The following is a 15,467-nucleotide window of genomic DNA, read 5'->3' on the forward strand; positions in this document are numbered from 1 at the left end:
GATCTTTTTTTAGAAAATGAGTATCAAACCGCGAATAAATCGCAAAGCAACGCACCGTTGCACTATCTAATATTGTATAATAAAGCAACGCAACGTATTGATGCACTAAAAACAATAGACGTTCAGATTGGAGTGGCTTATAGTGACTGTAGAAATTGGTACACAAATAAAAAAATTCCGTCAAGAACAACAAGTCTCACAACAGGAATTAGCAGACCACTTGAACATTTCACGTCAAACGATTTCAAAATGGGAGCTAGGAAAAAGTCTGCCAGATTTGGAAAATGTTATACGGCTCGCTGAATATTTCAATATCAGCGTAGATGTTTTGTTGGGGCGAAAAAAACCTGGCTTTTTTCGGAGCTTGTTTGACGGTACAGAAAGAAGGCAAAATCATATGGACCAACACAAGGATGAAAACAACAAGGCAGCATTTTACAGCGCCTATGCTACAGACATCAAACCATTATTTTTAGAAAAACAACGTGTGAATACATTTATAAGAATTGAAGAAGCAATTTTTCCGCAAGCAACATTTTCAAAAATGATGGGGTATGCGAATTGTTTGTGCAGCTTTAGTGCAGATCAAGTGCGGATTGATCAAATCGGTAAATTTAAAGTGGCGATAAATATTCCTGTAGAACAACGAATAGCACAATTTTCATTATCCGATATTATAGAAATAAAGCTTCAATTTGGTAAATATTTTCGGAATGTCGGCGGTAATTTTGTAACCTTGATCGATATTGTAACTAAAGATCAAACGTATTATTTTTGGGTGGAATCGTTGAAAATTGCCTATGTAATTTGGCATCATGAGGCTTTTTCAGTGTTAAATATCCAAATAGATCAGGCGTTTCAAAAATTGTTAGAGCGAACAAGTGAAGAGGAAGTAGCGATGGCAATTCGTGAAAAGGCTGAAGACATTCCCTTATTTTATGCCAATAAATCATTCTAAGCTGTAAAAGAAAAAGGAAGTTGGGAATCAAACTAACTTTCTTTTTTGTTATCTAATAGTCGAAATTCATATGTAAATAAAGATACGTTATCTCCTTGTAGACTTAATCTACAATTCGGATTAAAGATTATTATAAGCTAAAATACTCCTTGACGCATTATACTATGTAATGTATAGTAATGTGTGTCAGGAGGTATAATATGGATTCGCAATTAAAAAAAGGATTATTAGAATATTGTATTTTAGCTGTTTTAAAGAAATCTGATTCCTATGGGTATCAAATAATCAAAGATTTATCCAGTGTGATAACAATTTCCGAATCAACATTATATCCGATCTTAAAACGCTTGGAGACAAAAGAAGAGCTAGAAACTTATTCATTGGAACATAATAGTCGATTAAGAAAATATTACAGAATAACAGATACAGGTAGGGAAAAAATAAAGTCCTTTATCCAAGAATGGGATGAAGTAATGAAGGTGTATCATTTTATTGAAATGGGGGAGCAAAATGACTAAACAAGAATTTTTATATCAATTAAATGAAGGTTTAATTCGCTTAAATGAAAGTGAAAAGGAGCAATTCATCCACTATTATGATGAGTTGATCGAAGATTATGTAGAAGATGGCGCTAGTGAAGAGGAAGCGGTAAAAAAATTAGGGAAACCAGCCCAGGTAGCAAGTAAAATTCTAGAAGAGGCATTTGAAGAAGGGAATATCCAACCTAAAAAATCAATCAATCCGCTACTCGTTGTGCTATTGATTCTGGGTTTTCCATTGTGGGGAAGTCTATTACTAGCCCTAATTCTTCTCATTTTAGCTGGGTATATTGTTATTTGGTGTTTACCTTTTTCAACAGGTATTTTTGCAGTAACTGGATTAGCAGCTTCCCTATTCAGTGTATTGTTTAGCTTTTTTACATTACAAGATGGTATTAGTATTGCTGTTACACAGCTAGGTGTGGGGATCTTTGTGCTAGGTCTATCGATACTTAGCGGTTTGTTGACCATCAGTATGAGCCGTTACTTCATTAAAACGTCAAACTATTTTTCGAGCAAAATCATTCGCTTAATCCGCGTTAAGGAGTTGTTATTATGATGGGGAAAAAAATGTTTTTTAAAATAGGTGTTGGCTTGACAGTTATTGGATTAGTCATTACTTTGATAGGTTTCTCAATGACCGGATGGCAGCTTGATAAATATCAAGAAGCACCGCGTTCATGGTATCGAACCGTTTATTTTAATTAAACTAGCTAGAAACATTTGACAGGAAACAATTCTGACAATGTTTCTATTTTTATAAGGAAAAGAAGAATACGATCAAGTGATTAGCTGATATTTATGAAATGATGGGACAAAAATCAGCCTTAATACCGATAAAATTTAAAATAAGCTTTGTTATAATTTAAATTAAGAGAAACAATCCAGTAGTATTTATTGGTATGGAGGTGGAAAATATCAACAAAAAGATGAAAGAACAGCGAAGTCATACAAACGGTATCGATTTGGTCAAATATGTCGCTGCGATTTTAGTTATTTGCTTTCATTGTGAAAAAGTGTTTCAAGATCCGGCGGTCAATCATTTATTTAAAAATGTCTTGTGTCGGTTTGCGGTCCCTTATTTTTTGATTTCTACTAGTTATTTTGTGAGACGAGGACAAAATCAATCAGCAGATTACATACAGCAATATGTCAAGTCATTGACGAAATCTTATTTGTTTTGGAGTTTGATTTATTTACCAATTGGGTTCCAGTGGATTCAGGAAAACTATTCTCTTAGTCCTGTGCTGTATCCAGTAGCTTTCGTTGCGGGTTTGGTTTATACCGGAACGTATTATCACCTTTGGTACATTCCGGCAGCAATTTTTGGGATCATTTGTGTTCAATGGTTGTTAAAAAAATCGGGCTATGTAGTTTTGTTTAGTTTGGCCTTATTGATGTATGGCTTTGGAACAATAGAAACGTACTATGCTTATATTGGCAATGAAGAGTTGAAAGCTTTTTTTGATCAGTACCTGAATCTATTTATCACAACGCGTAATGGCTTGTTTTTTGCATTGATCTTTGTGGCGATTGGGTTCTTTTTATGGGATCATCAAGAAAAAATCGCCAACTACCAAAAGTATTTTGGGTTGTCAGTATTAGCTACAGGAGTATTGTTAGTTGTTGAAGGAATGGTTGTTTATTCGAATATCGGCATTGATAAGAATTTTATGTGGATGCTGATTCCGTTTACAAGTAGTCTGTTTTGTTGGAGTTTGTTTGTGAAAGTAGAAGAGAACATCGATATCAGACGCTTAAGAGAGTTAGGTAAATATTATTTTTTCATCCATCCTTTATGTATTTTATGGACAGCGAATTTAGTCAATAGCTATGATTTTTTTGCAAATACTTGGTTGCAGCTGATAGTCACATTGGTTGCTACCCATCTGTTAAGCTCGCTGACAATCACTATGACCCAACAGTTGCCATGCTATTATTTTGATTTACAACTAATGTTGAAAATCAATCGCACGTATATACAAAAACTAATTTAAAAACAAGTAAGCCGTTAAAAGAAGGTGAGTATGGGACATAACTCTACGAGATATCCCATACTCAAAGAACCCGAGTAAACGCTGGAGCAAAAGCCACTCCGCTTTATTTATTAGGGTCGCGTCCTTTTTTTTAAGTAAGGTGAACACCTTTATCTACATAAATAATGTCCCCGACGATCCCAGCCGCTAGCTCACTAACTAAGAAGGCACACGTATTCCCGACTTCTTCGATCGTAACGCCTGCTTTATCTGGCGTACGACCTTCTGAAATTTTGATCAATTGATCGTAATCTTTCACCCCAGTTACTGCAAGGGTTTTGATTGCGCCAGCTGAAATGCCATTCACACGGATTTTATCTGCTGCAAATTCATAAGCTAAGTATTTTACGGCTGTCTCTAAAGAAGCTTTAGCGATTCCCATCATGTTATAGTTAGGGATAGCTCTTTCAGAACCTAAATAAGTCATTGTAACGATACCAGAACCAGGATTTAGCATTGGTTTCGCATGATGTGCAACAGCTAAAAGTGAGTAGCTGCTGATATCTTGAGCTAACAAGAAACCAGAACGGCTGATATCACTAACATTGCCATCTAATTCTTCTTTGTTAGCAAAAGCAATAGCATGAACTAGCCCATCGATTTTGTCAAATTTTTCTTGAATCGTTTGGAAAGCCTGGGCAATCGACTCGTCAGAGGCAACATCACATTCAACAAGTAAATCTGTTGGTTCAGCTAATTTTAACAATTGTTTTTTCATGCGTTCGTTTTGGTATGTGTAAATAATATCAGCACCTTGCTCTTTTAATGCTTTAGCACAGCCCCAAGCGATACTTCTTTTGTTTGCTACGCCCATTACGACGACTTTTTTATTTTTTAGAAACATATGATTTTTTCCCCTTTTAAAAGTATTTTTAGTGTGTGAAAAAGGTCTCACATCTTAACAAAATCTAATGATTTGATTTTATTTAAGTTGACGGATAAAATTGCAACTGGTATTATCTGTGTTGAGAATGATAAAAAAATTCTCTAACAAATAAGCAACACCAATACAGACATTTTATCGGATGTCTGAATTATTAACTAAAATACTTTGAAAGTCAAACTATTTTACTTAAATTTAAACAAAAATGTGTTGTTTATGCTAGTTTTTTTTAATTTGATAGTCAAAAGAATGGCGGAGGTGCACGATGAAACGAGTTGTAATAACAGGAATGGGAGCAGTGACTCCTTTAGGCAATACGGTAAAAGAGTATTGGCAAAATCTAGTCAACGGAAAATTAGGAATCGCTAAAATCACGAAATTTGATTCTGAAGATACAGGTGTAGCACTTGCAGGTGAAGTGAAAGATTTTGATCCGAGTGAGGTTCTTGAACGTAAAGAACAAAAGCGAATGGATTTATTTTCACAATATGGTTTAGTTGCAGCGATGGAAGCTTGGAATATGAGTGGTCTAACGAAGGAAACGATTGATCCAAAACGTTTTGGTGTGATTGTAGGCAGCGGTATCGGTGGCATGACAACATTACAAGATCAAGTCAGAGTTATGGATAAAAAAGGCGCAAAACGCGTAACACCGTTCTTTGTACCAATGGTGATTGCCAATATGGCTTCAGGAAATATCTCGATTAAATTAGGCGCAAAAGGACCTTCTCAAACAATCGTGACAGCTTGTGCTTCTGCAACGAATGCAATTGGGGAAGCATTCCGCACGATCAAATATGGTTTAGCAGATATGATGATCACAGGTGGAACAGAAGCGACGGTCTGTGAAATCGGGATTGCCGGTTTTGCTGCTCTAAGCGCATTGAATACAACAGAAGATCCAACGAGAGCATCGATCCCATTTGATAAAGAAAGACATGGTTTTGTGATGGGTGAAGGTGCGGGCATGCTAATGCTAGAAGAATTAGAACACGCTCAAAAACGAGGTGCGACGATTTTAGGTGAAATCGTAGGATATGGCAGCAATTGTGATGCTAGTCATATGACGGCACCGTTGAAAGACGGTAGTGGTGCAGCAGATGCCATTGAATTAGCTTTAGCAGAAGCGGCAATTGACGCCTCAGCAGTCGGGTATGTCAATGCACACGGGACGTCAACACCAGCGAACGATGCAGCCGAAACAGCAGCCTTGAAACGAGTATTTGGCGAACGTGCCTATAATATACCCATTTCAAGCACGAAAAGTATGACAGGTCATCTTTTAGGCGCTGCTGGAGGAATTGAAGCAATTGCTTGTGTGAAAACATTACAAGAAGGACTAGCACATCCTACAGTCGGCTATGAAGTAGCAGATCCAGAATGTGATTTGGATTATATAACAGATGGCTCACGCTCTGTCCAAGCACAATATGCGATCAGCAATTCATTTGGCTTTGGCGGACATAACGGTGTTATTTGTATGAAGAAATGGGAGGAAAACTAACAATGACAAGATTAATGAATGCAACAGAAATTATGGAAATGATTCCAAACCGGTACCCAATTTGCTTTATCGATTATGTAGATGAAATCATTACAGATAAAAAAATCATTGCCACAAAAAATGTAACGATCAATGAAGAATTTTTCCAAGGACACTTCCCTGGAAACCCAACAATGCCAGGCGTTTTGATTATTGAAGCCTTAGCACAAGTTGGATCGATTTTGATTTTGAAAATGGATCAATTTAAAGGTGAAACAGCGTATATCGGCGGCATCAACAAAGCAAAATTCCGCCAAAAAGTTGTTCCTGGAGATGTGTTAAAATTACACTTTGAAATCGTGAAGATCAGAGATTATGTAGGAATCGGGAAGGCAACTGCATTTGTTGAAGATAAAAAAGTTTGTGAATGTGAATTGACTTTTATTGTAGGTAGATAGTAAATTGAATAAAAAAAGGCCGAGAAGTATTTTGCTACTTCTCGGTCTTTTTTGTCAGGATGCTCAATGGTACAAATCGTACAATTTTAGCGCCAATTGTAATGCAAAGGTGTTTTTCTCCTGATCTAACTCTACAGGTAACAGCCCTTTGATTTTTTCAATTCGATAAAGCAACGTATTTCGATGGATAAACAAGGCTCTGGAAGTCGTAGCGATGTTTAAATGATGTGCTAAATAAGCTTTTAATGTCGGGGTAAAGCTAGTTTTATTTTCCTTGTCATAAGTCAATAGAGTGTTTAAATAATGAGTGTAGAATTTTTGTCCTTGATCCTTTGAAATCGAATCAACTAAAAAAGAATCAAAGTAAAAATCATTGAAAAAATAAATTTTTTCTTCTTTTGAGTCATCCTCAAGTAGCTGGATGACTTTTTTTGCTTCTTCAAAACTTTGAGATAACTCTAGAATTGGTAAAGTTGAACCAATAGTGCAGAAAATTTCTCGTTCAGACGGTCCTTGTTGTTCCAAATACATCCGGATTCGTTCTGCTGTATCGGATAGTTCATTATGTGTTTTTAAGGTACTTGAATTAGGGTCAGTTCCTAAAAGCATGACCAACTGATTTTTCCGACTGAATAAATGGAGATGGGGAAATCGATTCGCTGTATAGCTTGTCAATGAGGACAATAAGCTTTTCATTAAGCGATCCTCAGCCTGCTTTTTTTTCATTAGAGAGTCTGTTTGTATACCGAATGTCTGAATGGATAGAATCAAAACTGTATAATTCAAGAGTGGATCGATTGCTGTATCATAGGCTGCTAAGGTATCAAGATCTTTGATTTGACCAGATAATAATTGATCGAAAAAATCACGGCGAATACGATTTTCTGTCCGTTCAATTTCAAACAACCGCATTTGCTCTAGCGCAAAGGCCATCGAGCCATTTTCTAAAGCAACGTAGTCAAGATCGGTCAGTGGTCGTTCAATTTGATAGACCAGAATAAAACCATAATGAATCGTATCGAAGTAAACGGGCATGATTACACAGGGATACTCTTTATCTGCAAAAAAAAGTGAGCGGGTAATTGGTTTTTGGATGCGCTCAAAATTTGTTGGTAAGTCATTAAAGGTCTGAAGGGGAAATGTAAAAGTATGCTCAATTGTTTTAATCGTTTCTTGGATCAAAGGCTGTTTATGATCACTGACAGCAGTGACTGACCAATCCGTATCAACTAACACAACAGGATTTTGAACCATATTTGCTAACTCCGCTGCAATTTTTTTCATTCCACCGCCATGTAATGAAATCTCAAAGAATTGTGAATGAATATCCAAAGAAGCTTGATTTCGCTCGTCCATCCGACCAGAAATTTCCGCCATGACAATATTCATGATTTTTGAAAAGGCGACCCCATAGGGAATTTCGATGATAGGTAAGGCTAATTCATCGGCTAAATCACGCATAGATTTTGGAATACCTTTTAAATAAATATGTGGTTTGATGCAAATCGCGGAGCAATTGATTTCTTTAAAACGCTGAATAAATTGCTTTTGAATTTCGGTGTTCTCGCTAAAAAAATAGCCTGAAGTAATCAGCAATTCCCCGGCAGACAACCAATCAGAAGCATCTGGATTGTCTAAAATGTTGATGCCTGTAATTTTATTATCAAGTCCATTTGCTCCAGCGACTAATTGGAATTTTTTAAACGGAGCAAGCTGTAAAAAATGTTCAACTGTTAACATGCTACACCATCTTTCTCATACATGATTTCGTTCCTTTAACTATACGGTAATTAGTTAAAGTATACAACTCGGAAAGGAAATATTCAGCTATTTTATCTGTATTTGAAAAGGTTTTCTTGGTGTAAATTTTAGAGTGTAAAGAAGTTTCAGAGAATAAGGGAGTGAGAACGATGCATACATACCAATCCCTGTCAGGAACACAAAAATTCTTGGATGAGATTCAAAAAAAACAATGGAGAGGGGAAATTCATAGTACGTTTAAGCGAACGATCAACATCATTTGTACAGAAGGAGAATTATACACGATAGCGGCAGCGGAATTGGACAATGCGCCTAATACCCTAAGAGTTGCTGATTTTTTTGATAGGCGCTCCCTACTAGTTGAGAAGACACCTGTTTTTTCTCAAGATGGCCACTTAGTGATTGGAAAAATTGCAGCAATTGAAATCCAGAGTGCGCATATATGGCAGTATCCAAAAATCGAGTTTCCGCCAAAACAGGAGTATGTAAAAATCAAGGAACGAATTAAACAGATCAATAGTTGGCTGTCCCAGTTAGAAAGCAAGGGTGGTTATTTATTAAACACCACTCAAGCTACGACATACGAGAAAATGATCCATACGATGCTTTGGAAGGAGTCAGAGCAGTTATTGATTTATTTGAAGGCAAAACAATTATTTCAAGCAATGAAGCAGTTGTATCGAGTGATTGGTCTAGGACCGGGTTTAACGCCATCAGGTGATGATTTTTTGGTTGGATTGGCACTCATATTCACAACGGTAGATTATCCTTATCACTCATTCAGTCAGTGGCTAATTAATAGTCGCAATGAATTAAAAAAAAGGACCAACACTATTAGTTTCTCAACTTTAGATTGGGCGATACAAGGTGAGTCCAGAGAACGGATCGCTTCATTTTTAAATGAATTATTTTATGGAAAAGAAGAAGAGCGTTTAAAAGAAAAAATGCTAGCCGTATTAAGGATAGGTTCAACGTCTGGCGGTGATATGTTAACGGGAATGATAGCTGGTTTGGAATTGACTTTAGCATTGATTTCAGACACAGAAAATGAAAAGAATGGCTATTAAAGTACAAAGTGAAATGTCGTTTTATTCGAGTTGTATAAACCTGTTTAGCATTGAAATAAAGGAGGAAATTTCATGACAATCAGTATCAAAATTCAACCGAATACCTACATTGATTCAGTTTCATTAATGGCTTTATCGACCAAAGCGAATCAGTTAGTAGGTGTTGAGCAAGCAATTATTGCAATGGCCACTGAAATGAATAAGGAAGTAATGAAAAATGTTGGCTTGTTCACTGAAGAAATCGAAAAAGCACAAACGAGTGATTTAATTATTGCTTTAGAGGCAACTGATGAGCAGGATTCGGCTAACTTAATCGAAAAGATCGAAACATTGATGACAGAAAAAAAAGAAAAGGGGAATAACCAAACGACGGAACGTTATACTACGATTGAAACTGCTAAAAAAGCGATCCCTGAAGCGAACATGACTGTTATTTCGGTAAATGGTCAGTATGCAGCTCGAGAAGCTAGAAAGGCTCTGAATAATGACTTACACGTAATGATGTTTAGCGATAATGTCAGCGTAGAAGAAGAAATTCAGTTAAAAGAGTTTGCCCATGAAAAAGGCTTACTAATGATGGGGCCAGATTGTGGAACGGCAATCATCAATAATGTGGGGTTATGTTTTGCGAATAAAGTTCGTAAAGGAAGCATTGGCATTATAGGGGCTTCAGGAACGGGTAGTCAGGAAATCAGCGTTCGGATTCATGAATTTGGAGAAGGAGTTTCTCAATTAATCGGGACAGGTGGTAGAGATTTAAGTGAGGCTGTTGGTGGGAAAATGATGCTAGACGCCATTGATGCACTTGAAGCTGATGCAGACACGAAAGTCATTGTTTTAATTTCTAAACCACCGGCAAAAACAGTTGAAGAAAAAATTCTTGCTCGCGTAAGGAAAACTGAAAAACCAGTAGTTATCTGGTTCATTGGCAGTGATGCACGGGCAAATGAAGAGGGCATTTATTTTGAAAAAATGTCGAAAGCTGCTGCTTTAAAAGCTGTTACGCTGGCTGGAATCGATCAAGATAGTTTAAATATTCATCCTTTAAACATACCTTTGATCGATGAGGTTCGAGGGAAATTAACACTAGATCAGCAATATATTCGTGGATTATTTACAGGTGGAACGTTATGTGATGAAGCAATGTTCACCGCTAAAGAATATTTTTCTGATGTTTATAGTAATATAGCGACAGATCAAGAACATTTATTACATTTTGGTGATGCTAGTAAAAAGCATACCTTCATTGATTTTGGAGCAGATGAATTTACCAATGGTAAACCTCATCCAATGATCGACCCGTCGAATCGAATTGCTCGTTTTATAGAAGAAGCAGAAGATCCAACAGTTGGGGTAATTCTAATGGATTTTGTATTGGGATATGGCGCTCATCCGGATCCAGTTGGTGTAATGGTACCGGTTATGCAAGCAGCCAAAGAAAAAGCTGCTGCAAAAGGACGGCATTTGGAAATCATCGGGTACGTCTTAGGGACGGATCTAGATAAACAAAATATTGATGAACAAGTCGAAAAATTAACAGCAATCGGCGCAACTTATGCCAGTAGCAGTCAAAATGCTGGGCTGCTTGCTAGAGAATTTGTCGTGAAAGGAGTAGGAAAATGAGTAAAATCAGTGAATTTTTCAAAGAACAACCAGTTATTATCGATCTTGGAATTGAATCATTTCAAGAAGAACTAATAGAACAACAGGTACAAGCAACCTATTTAAATTGGGCACCACCAGGACGAGGCAAAGCCAATATCTTAGCTGCTTTAGAAAAAATAGAAACACCAGAAAACTTAGAAAAAATTCGGAAAGCCAATGAAGAAGCAGTTCACCGAATCATTTCGTCTCAAGTTTCATTGATTGGCTATGATCAGGCGATCAATGTGGTTCCAGGGATGACTAAAAAGACAATTTTACATGCGGGACCACCGATTACTTGGGCTAAAATGAACGGTCCGATGAAAGGAGCGGTCAAAGGTGCTTTAGTTTTCGAAGGCTTAGCAAAAGATTTAGAAGAGGCCGAACGAGTGGGTGCCTCAGGTGAAATTATCTTTTCTCCCTGCCATGAACACCAATGTGTTGGCTCAATGGCAGGGGTAACGTCAGCTTCAATGTATGTGCATATCGTGGAAAATAAAACGTATGGGAACTTAGCCTTTACTAACTTAAGTGAACAAATGTCTAAGATTTTACGGATGGGTGCAAATGATGAAAGCGTGATTGAGCGGCTGATTTGGATGCGGGATGTTTTTGGTCCGATTTTGCGAGATGCCATGGAATTATGTAAAGAGGGTATTGATTTGAAATATATGCTAGCTCAATCGCTGCATATGGGTGATGAATGTCACAATCGAAATAATGCGGGGACAACACTATTGATCCAAGCATTAACACCATACATTATTCAAACCGATCATTCGACTGCCGAAATGAAGGAAGTCTTTGATTTTGTTGCGAGCAGCGATTATTTTTCAGGACCGACTTGGATGGCAATGTGTAAAGCTGCCTTAGATTCAGCTGTAGGGATTCCTTATAGTACAGTTGTGACGACAATGGCTAGAAACGGTACTGAATTTGGTATTCATATTAGCGGGATTGAAGGGAATCCTTGGTTTGTCGGACCTTCACAAAAAGTGATTGGACCAATGTTTGCTGGCTATAAACCAGAAGATGCTGGACTTGATATAGGCGATAGTGCGATTACTGAAACATATGGAATTGGTGGTTTTGCAATGGCAGCAGCCCCTGCAATCGTTGCGCTTGTCGGGGGAACTATCGAAGACGCCTTACGTTTTTCAATGGAGATGCAAGGAATCACGACCGCGGAAAACCCTAATATTACGATTCCTACTTTAGACTTTATGGGCATTCCATCGGGAATCGATAGCTTGAAAGTCATCCAAACAAACACTTTGCCGATCATCAATACTGCTATTGCTCATAAAGAAGCTGGAATCGGTATGATCGGTGCAGGGATTACACATCCACCGATGGAAGCTTTTGAAAAAGCAATCGTGGCTTTTAGCCAACAACTATAAAAAGTAGAAAGGAGTAAAGCGATGGACACAATAGAAACAAATCAATCATTACTACAAGCAGTGGAGAAAAGTGAAAAAAAACAAGTTTTGGAGTTGCTAAACGAAGGCTTGGATGTCTCTTTGACTGATGAAACAGGCCGCTCGCTTTTGATGTTGGCAGTCCAACAGAATGATCTTTCAATGGTCAAAACATTATTAGCTTTTGGAGCAGATGTGAATCAGCGGGACAATACACAGCTAACGCCGTTTATCTGCGCTGCTGCGAACGGATTTGATGAAATCGTTCGTGAGATTCTTAAAACAGGAACCGCTGATTTAGCTTTAGTCAATCGTTTTGGCGGAACCGCTCTTTTACCCTCCAGTGAAAAAGGCTATTTAAAAACGGTTCAGCTATGTTTGACTGCAGGAGTACCAGTCAATCATGTGAATCGCCTAGGCTGGTCAGCTTTATTAGAGGCGGTGATTTTAGGCAACAACGGTTTTTTGTATCAGGATGTGATTCGAGAACTCGTTCAGCATCAGGCAGACAGTACTCAAGTTGACGCTACTGGTAAAAATACTCGTGATTATGCACGTGAAGCTGGACACGATGAGCTGATTACCATTCTAGATAAACAAGAAGTCCTAGAAGAAAGTTTTACTAAAATCAGAAGCTATTTACGTCACGATGAGCTGACAAAAGCGCTAAAAGTATTGAAAACGTTAGACCAAACAAATTTAACCGTTCTGTATTATTTGGGTTATACGTATCAACGAGCAAAAGACTACCCTAAAGCGCTTGAGTATTATAAAAAAGGTTGGTCAAAAGACGAGCAATTTGCTTTTTATGTAGGAAATAGTTATCGTATGATGGGTGCGACAGAACAAGCATTACAAGTATATGATCAAGCAATAGCAACGGATCAAAGCTTCTTTTACCGCTATCATAAATCTAATTTTTTAAGAGAATTAGGGCGACATGAAGAAGCTGTCCAACTAATGGATAACTTACTAGCTGACTACCCTGAACGAGTTGATTTTTATTTTCATAAGGCCAATAGTCTACGTAGTTTGAACCGACATCAAGAAGCCATTCAAGCAATGGAAAGAGCAGTTCAAATCGATCCAGAAAATCCATTATTTTCAGAACACCTTGCTCAATCACTTCAGTTAGTAAAAAACTAAGGAAATGTATTGGAGGAAAAGACAATGGAATCAGTAGAAAAACAAACAATTGTCACGGTCCCTACTTACTCAGCTGAATTATTACCCAAAACAGGAGCAGATAAAAATTGGGGGATCTTTCATTATATGACATTATGGATGGGCGCTGTTCATAATATTTTGTCGTATATGACTGTAGCTGGCTTCTTTTTATTAGGGTTAAATACAAAACAAGTTTTGTCAGCGGTGATGTTATCGGCCTTGATCGTTTCGCTTTTCTATGTATTGAATGGCGTAGCATCGGCTAAATATGGCTTACCATTTCCAATGTTGTTGCGCGCGTTTTTTGGCGTAAAGGGTGCGATCATTCCTTCGTTATGTCGGGGCTTGATTGCAGGAGTTGTGTTCTTTGGCACTCAAAGTGTTGTCAGTGCACAATCTTTAGATGTCTTGTTTAGTCGGATTTTTCCTAACTACATGAATATCGGTGGTGGGATGACGATTTTAGGAATGGCTGCACCTACGATGCTGAGTTATCTGCTTGTTTGGTGTGTGACGGTTGCGTTGTTTTTAGGTGGAACAAAAGTCTTGGATAAATTTGGTAACTGGTCTTCACCGATCGTGTATGTTTTTATTGTTGGTGCTGCTGTGTGGACGATACAAATTGCTGGTGGTTTTGGTCCGATCTTAGCTTATTCACCAGCGAATGCTACAACAAGTCCGATTGTTTTTATTGCTTGTGTCAGTGCTTTGGTCTCAAACTGGGCAGGCCCGATTGTAAATATTGGTGATTTTACTCAAAAAGCGAAAACACCAAAAGCGATGATTATCGGTTTGCCATTAGGCTTTATTCTCTCTTATATATTGTTTGCGATAACCTGTGTTGGATTGATTGCGGGGACACAAATTGCATTTGGAGAACCGATTTTCAATATTGTCAATGCCTTTGATAAGATCGAAAATACGTTTGCGGTCTTTGTCTTGATCTTAGCCTTGAATATGGGGGCGCTTGCTTTCGTCGTTTTTGGGAATCTATTCCCAGCAGGATTGCAAATGTCATCCTTATTTCCTAAAGTACTTGATGTGAAAAAAGCGGGCGTTCTGACTGCGATAATTGGCACGATGATTTTACCTTGGAAATTAGTAGAAAATGCTGCGACATTATTTTATTTTTATAGTTTTATCGGTTCGATGTTTGGCCCTATTGCAGGGATCATGTTGGCTAGTTTTTATGTTGAACATAAACAAACCATTAATTTAGAGACGATTTATGTTGAAGAAGGAGATCTGGGGGAGTTTAAATCGGGCTATAATAAGGTGGCGATGATTACTTTAGCGATTAGTTTTGTGATTACGATGTCGGGTGCATTTTTACAATCAGTATCATTTTTGAAAACGATCAATGATTTTGCTTTCTTTTCAGGATTGATCTTTTCGTTTGTTACGTACAGCATTCTTAGTAAAGTGGTGAAAGGAGAAAAAATATGAACTATATGAAAATGGCAGCGGCGGCTACAGTTGCTGGAATGAAAAAAAACGATGGCGGGCCTTTTGGCGCAACCTTAGTTAGAAATGGTGAAGTGATTGTTTCAGTCAGTAATACAATGATGAAAGATACCGATCCGTCTGCACATGCAGAAATGGTTGCTGTCAGAGAAGCTTGTAAAAGGTTGGATACGATGGATCTGTCAGATTGTGAAATCTATGCAACATGTGAACCCTGTCCGATGTGTGTTGGGGCTATTTTATGGGCAGGAATTAAAACGGTTTATTATTCGAATACTAGGAACGATGCTGCAAAACATGGCTTTTCAGATATGCATTTGCGAAACTATTTAGATGGCTCGGATCAAGCGCCATTGACAATGGTTCATACAGGTAGTTGTCCAGAGTGTGATGCACTGTGGGAGACGTTTGACCAGCTTAATTCTGGTAAGACAGAGAATGTTGGCGAGAGCGGAAGCAGATCGTCATAGCGCTTGGTGGTAAGGCTAGTTTGAAAAGTGATCCCATAGCGCGCGAGCTTAACTAAAGGCATTCAAAACACAGCTGACACACTGATTATTTTACTAGGTGCGGCAACTGTTTTTGTCAA

General features: G+C 37.8%; 15 protein-coding genes. 13 read left to right on the top strand and 2 right to left on the bottom strand.

What is annotated here, in order from left to right; all coding sequences use genetic code 11:
• The first annotated feature begins 142 nt into the window (after window positions 1-142).
• The 5 genes from IGJ50_RS01800 to IGJ50_RS01820 all read left to right on the top strand — a co-directional run bounded on the left by IGJ50_RS01800 (window position 143) and on the right by IGJ50_RS01820 (window position 3,494).
• Entirely contained in the window at window positions 143-958 is an 816-nt protein-coding gene (locus tag IGJ50_RS01800; protein WP_429948609.1) for a helix-turn-helix domain-containing protein, read from the top strand.
• A 200-nt stretch (window positions 959-1,158) separates the two neighbouring features.
• On the top strand, window positions 1,159-1,476 hold the full coding sequence (locus IGJ50_RS01805; RefSeq protein WP_069641507.1) for a PadR family transcriptional regulator: 318 nt from the start codon (window positions 1,159-1,161) through the stop codon (window positions 1,474-1,476).
• Complete coding sequence (locus IGJ50_RS01810; RefSeq protein ID WP_069641508.1) at window positions 1,469-2,056, top strand: DUF1700 domain-containing protein; 588 nt, start codon at window positions 1,469-1,471, stop codon at window positions 2,054-2,056. Before IGJ50_RS01805 ends, IGJ50_RS01810 begins: the two co-directional genes overlap by 8 nt.
• Complete coding sequence (locus IGJ50_RS01815) at window positions 2,053-2,205, top strand: DUF4337 domain-containing protein (RefSeq protein ID WP_141707067.1); 153 nt, start codon at window positions 2,053-2,055, stop codon at window positions 2,203-2,205. Before IGJ50_RS01810 ends, IGJ50_RS01815 begins: the two co-directional genes overlap by 4 nt.
• A gap of 194 nt (window positions 2,206-2,399) precedes the next feature.
• The gene (locus IGJ50_RS01820) at window positions 2,400-3,494 is read left to right on the top strand and encodes an acyltransferase family protein (RefSeq protein WP_429948611.1); all 1,095 of its coding nucleotides are present in this window, start codon (window positions 2,400-2,402) and stop codon (window positions 3,492-3,494) included.
• Between the two features lie 130 nt (window positions 3,495-3,624).
• On the opposite strand, the gene fabI is transcribed toward IGJ50_RS01820, so the two are convergent.
• The gene (gene fabI, locus IGJ50_RS01825; protein ID WP_069641510.1) at window positions 3,625-4,377 is read right to left on the bottom strand and encodes an enoyl-ACP reductase FabI; all 753 of its coding nucleotides are present in this window, start codon (window positions 4,375-4,377) and stop codon (window positions 3,625-3,627) included.
• Between the two features lie 304 nt (window positions 4,378-4,681).
• On the opposite strand from fabI, the gene fabF reads away from it, so the two are divergent.
• Both fabF and fabZ read left to right on the top strand, forming a co-directional pair.
• Window positions 4,682-5,920: a beta-ketoacyl-ACP synthase II gene (fabF, locus tag IGJ50_RS01830; RefSeq protein WP_069641511.1), complete on the top strand. Its 1,239-nt coding sequence runs from the start codon at window positions 4,682-4,684 to the stop codon at window positions 5,918-5,920.
• A 2-nt stretch (window positions 5,921-5,922) separates the two neighbouring features.
• Window positions 5,923-6,357 carry a 3-hydroxyacyl-ACP dehydratase FabZ gene (gene fabZ / locus IGJ50_RS01835; RefSeq protein WP_010762460.1) on the top strand — a complete coding sequence of 145 codons (435 nt, stop codon included), beginning with the start codon at window positions 5,923-5,925 and terminating at the stop codon, window positions 6,355-6,357.
• 63 nt (window positions 6,358-6,420) lie between these two features.
• Here fabZ and IGJ50_RS01840 read toward each other — a convergent pair whose 3' ends face one another.
• Window positions 6,421-8,097, bottom strand: a complete 1,677-nt coding sequence (locus IGJ50_RS01840) for a PucR family transcriptional regulator (protein ID WP_069641512.1) — start codon at window positions 8,095-8,097, stop codon at window positions 6,421-6,423.
• Between the two features lie 170 nt (window positions 8,098-8,267).
• Here IGJ50_RS01840 and IGJ50_RS01845 point away from each other — a divergent pair, with 170 nt between their 5' ends.
• From IGJ50_RS01845 to IGJ50_RS01870, 6 genes are all read left to right on the top strand, one after another.
• Entirely contained in the window at window positions 8,268-9,185 is a 918-nt protein-coding gene (locus IGJ50_RS01845; protein WP_069641513.1) for a DUF2877 domain-containing protein, read from the top strand.
• A gap of 72 nt (window positions 9,186-9,257) precedes the next feature.
• Complete coding sequence (gene fdrA / locus IGJ50_RS01850; RefSeq protein ID WP_207120920.1) at window positions 9,258-10,808, top strand: acyl-CoA synthetase FdrA; 1,551 nt, start codon at window positions 9,258-9,260, stop codon at window positions 10,806-10,808.
• Window positions 10,805-12,229: a DUF1116 domain-containing protein gene (locus IGJ50_RS01855; RefSeq protein ID WP_207120919.1), complete on the top strand. Its 1,425-nt coding sequence runs from the start codon at window positions 10,805-10,807 to the stop codon at window positions 12,227-12,229. The genes fdrA and IGJ50_RS01855 overlap by 4 nt, the downstream gene beginning before the upstream one ends.
• Window positions 12,230-12,250: 21 nt before the next feature.
• Window positions 12,251-13,393, top strand: a complete 1,143-nt coding sequence (locus IGJ50_RS01860; protein ID WP_069641516.1) for an ankyrin repeat domain-containing protein — start codon at window positions 12,251-12,253, stop codon at window positions 13,391-13,393.
• 24 nt (window positions 13,394-13,417) lie between these two features.
• Window positions 13,418-14,860 (top strand): cytosine permease, encoded by a 1,443-nt coding sequence (locus IGJ50_RS01865; RefSeq protein ID WP_429948615.1) that lies wholly within the window; start codon window positions 13,418-13,420, stop codon window positions 14,858-14,860.
• The gene (locus tag IGJ50_RS01870; RefSeq protein ID WP_069641518.1) at window positions 14,857-15,348 is read left to right on the top strand and encodes a nucleoside deaminase; all 492 of its coding nucleotides are present in this window, start codon (window positions 14,857-14,859) and stop codon (window positions 15,346-15,348) included. The genes IGJ50_RS01865 and IGJ50_RS01870 overlap by 4 nt, the downstream gene beginning before the upstream one ends.
• The last annotated feature ends 119 nt before the right edge of the window (window positions 15,349-15,467 follow it).

Source organism: Enterococcus sp. AZ101 (genome assembly GCF_050499005.1).
GTDB lineage: Bacteria > Bacillota > Bacilli > Lactobacillales > Enterococcaceae > Enterococcus_L > Enterococcus_L ureilyticus.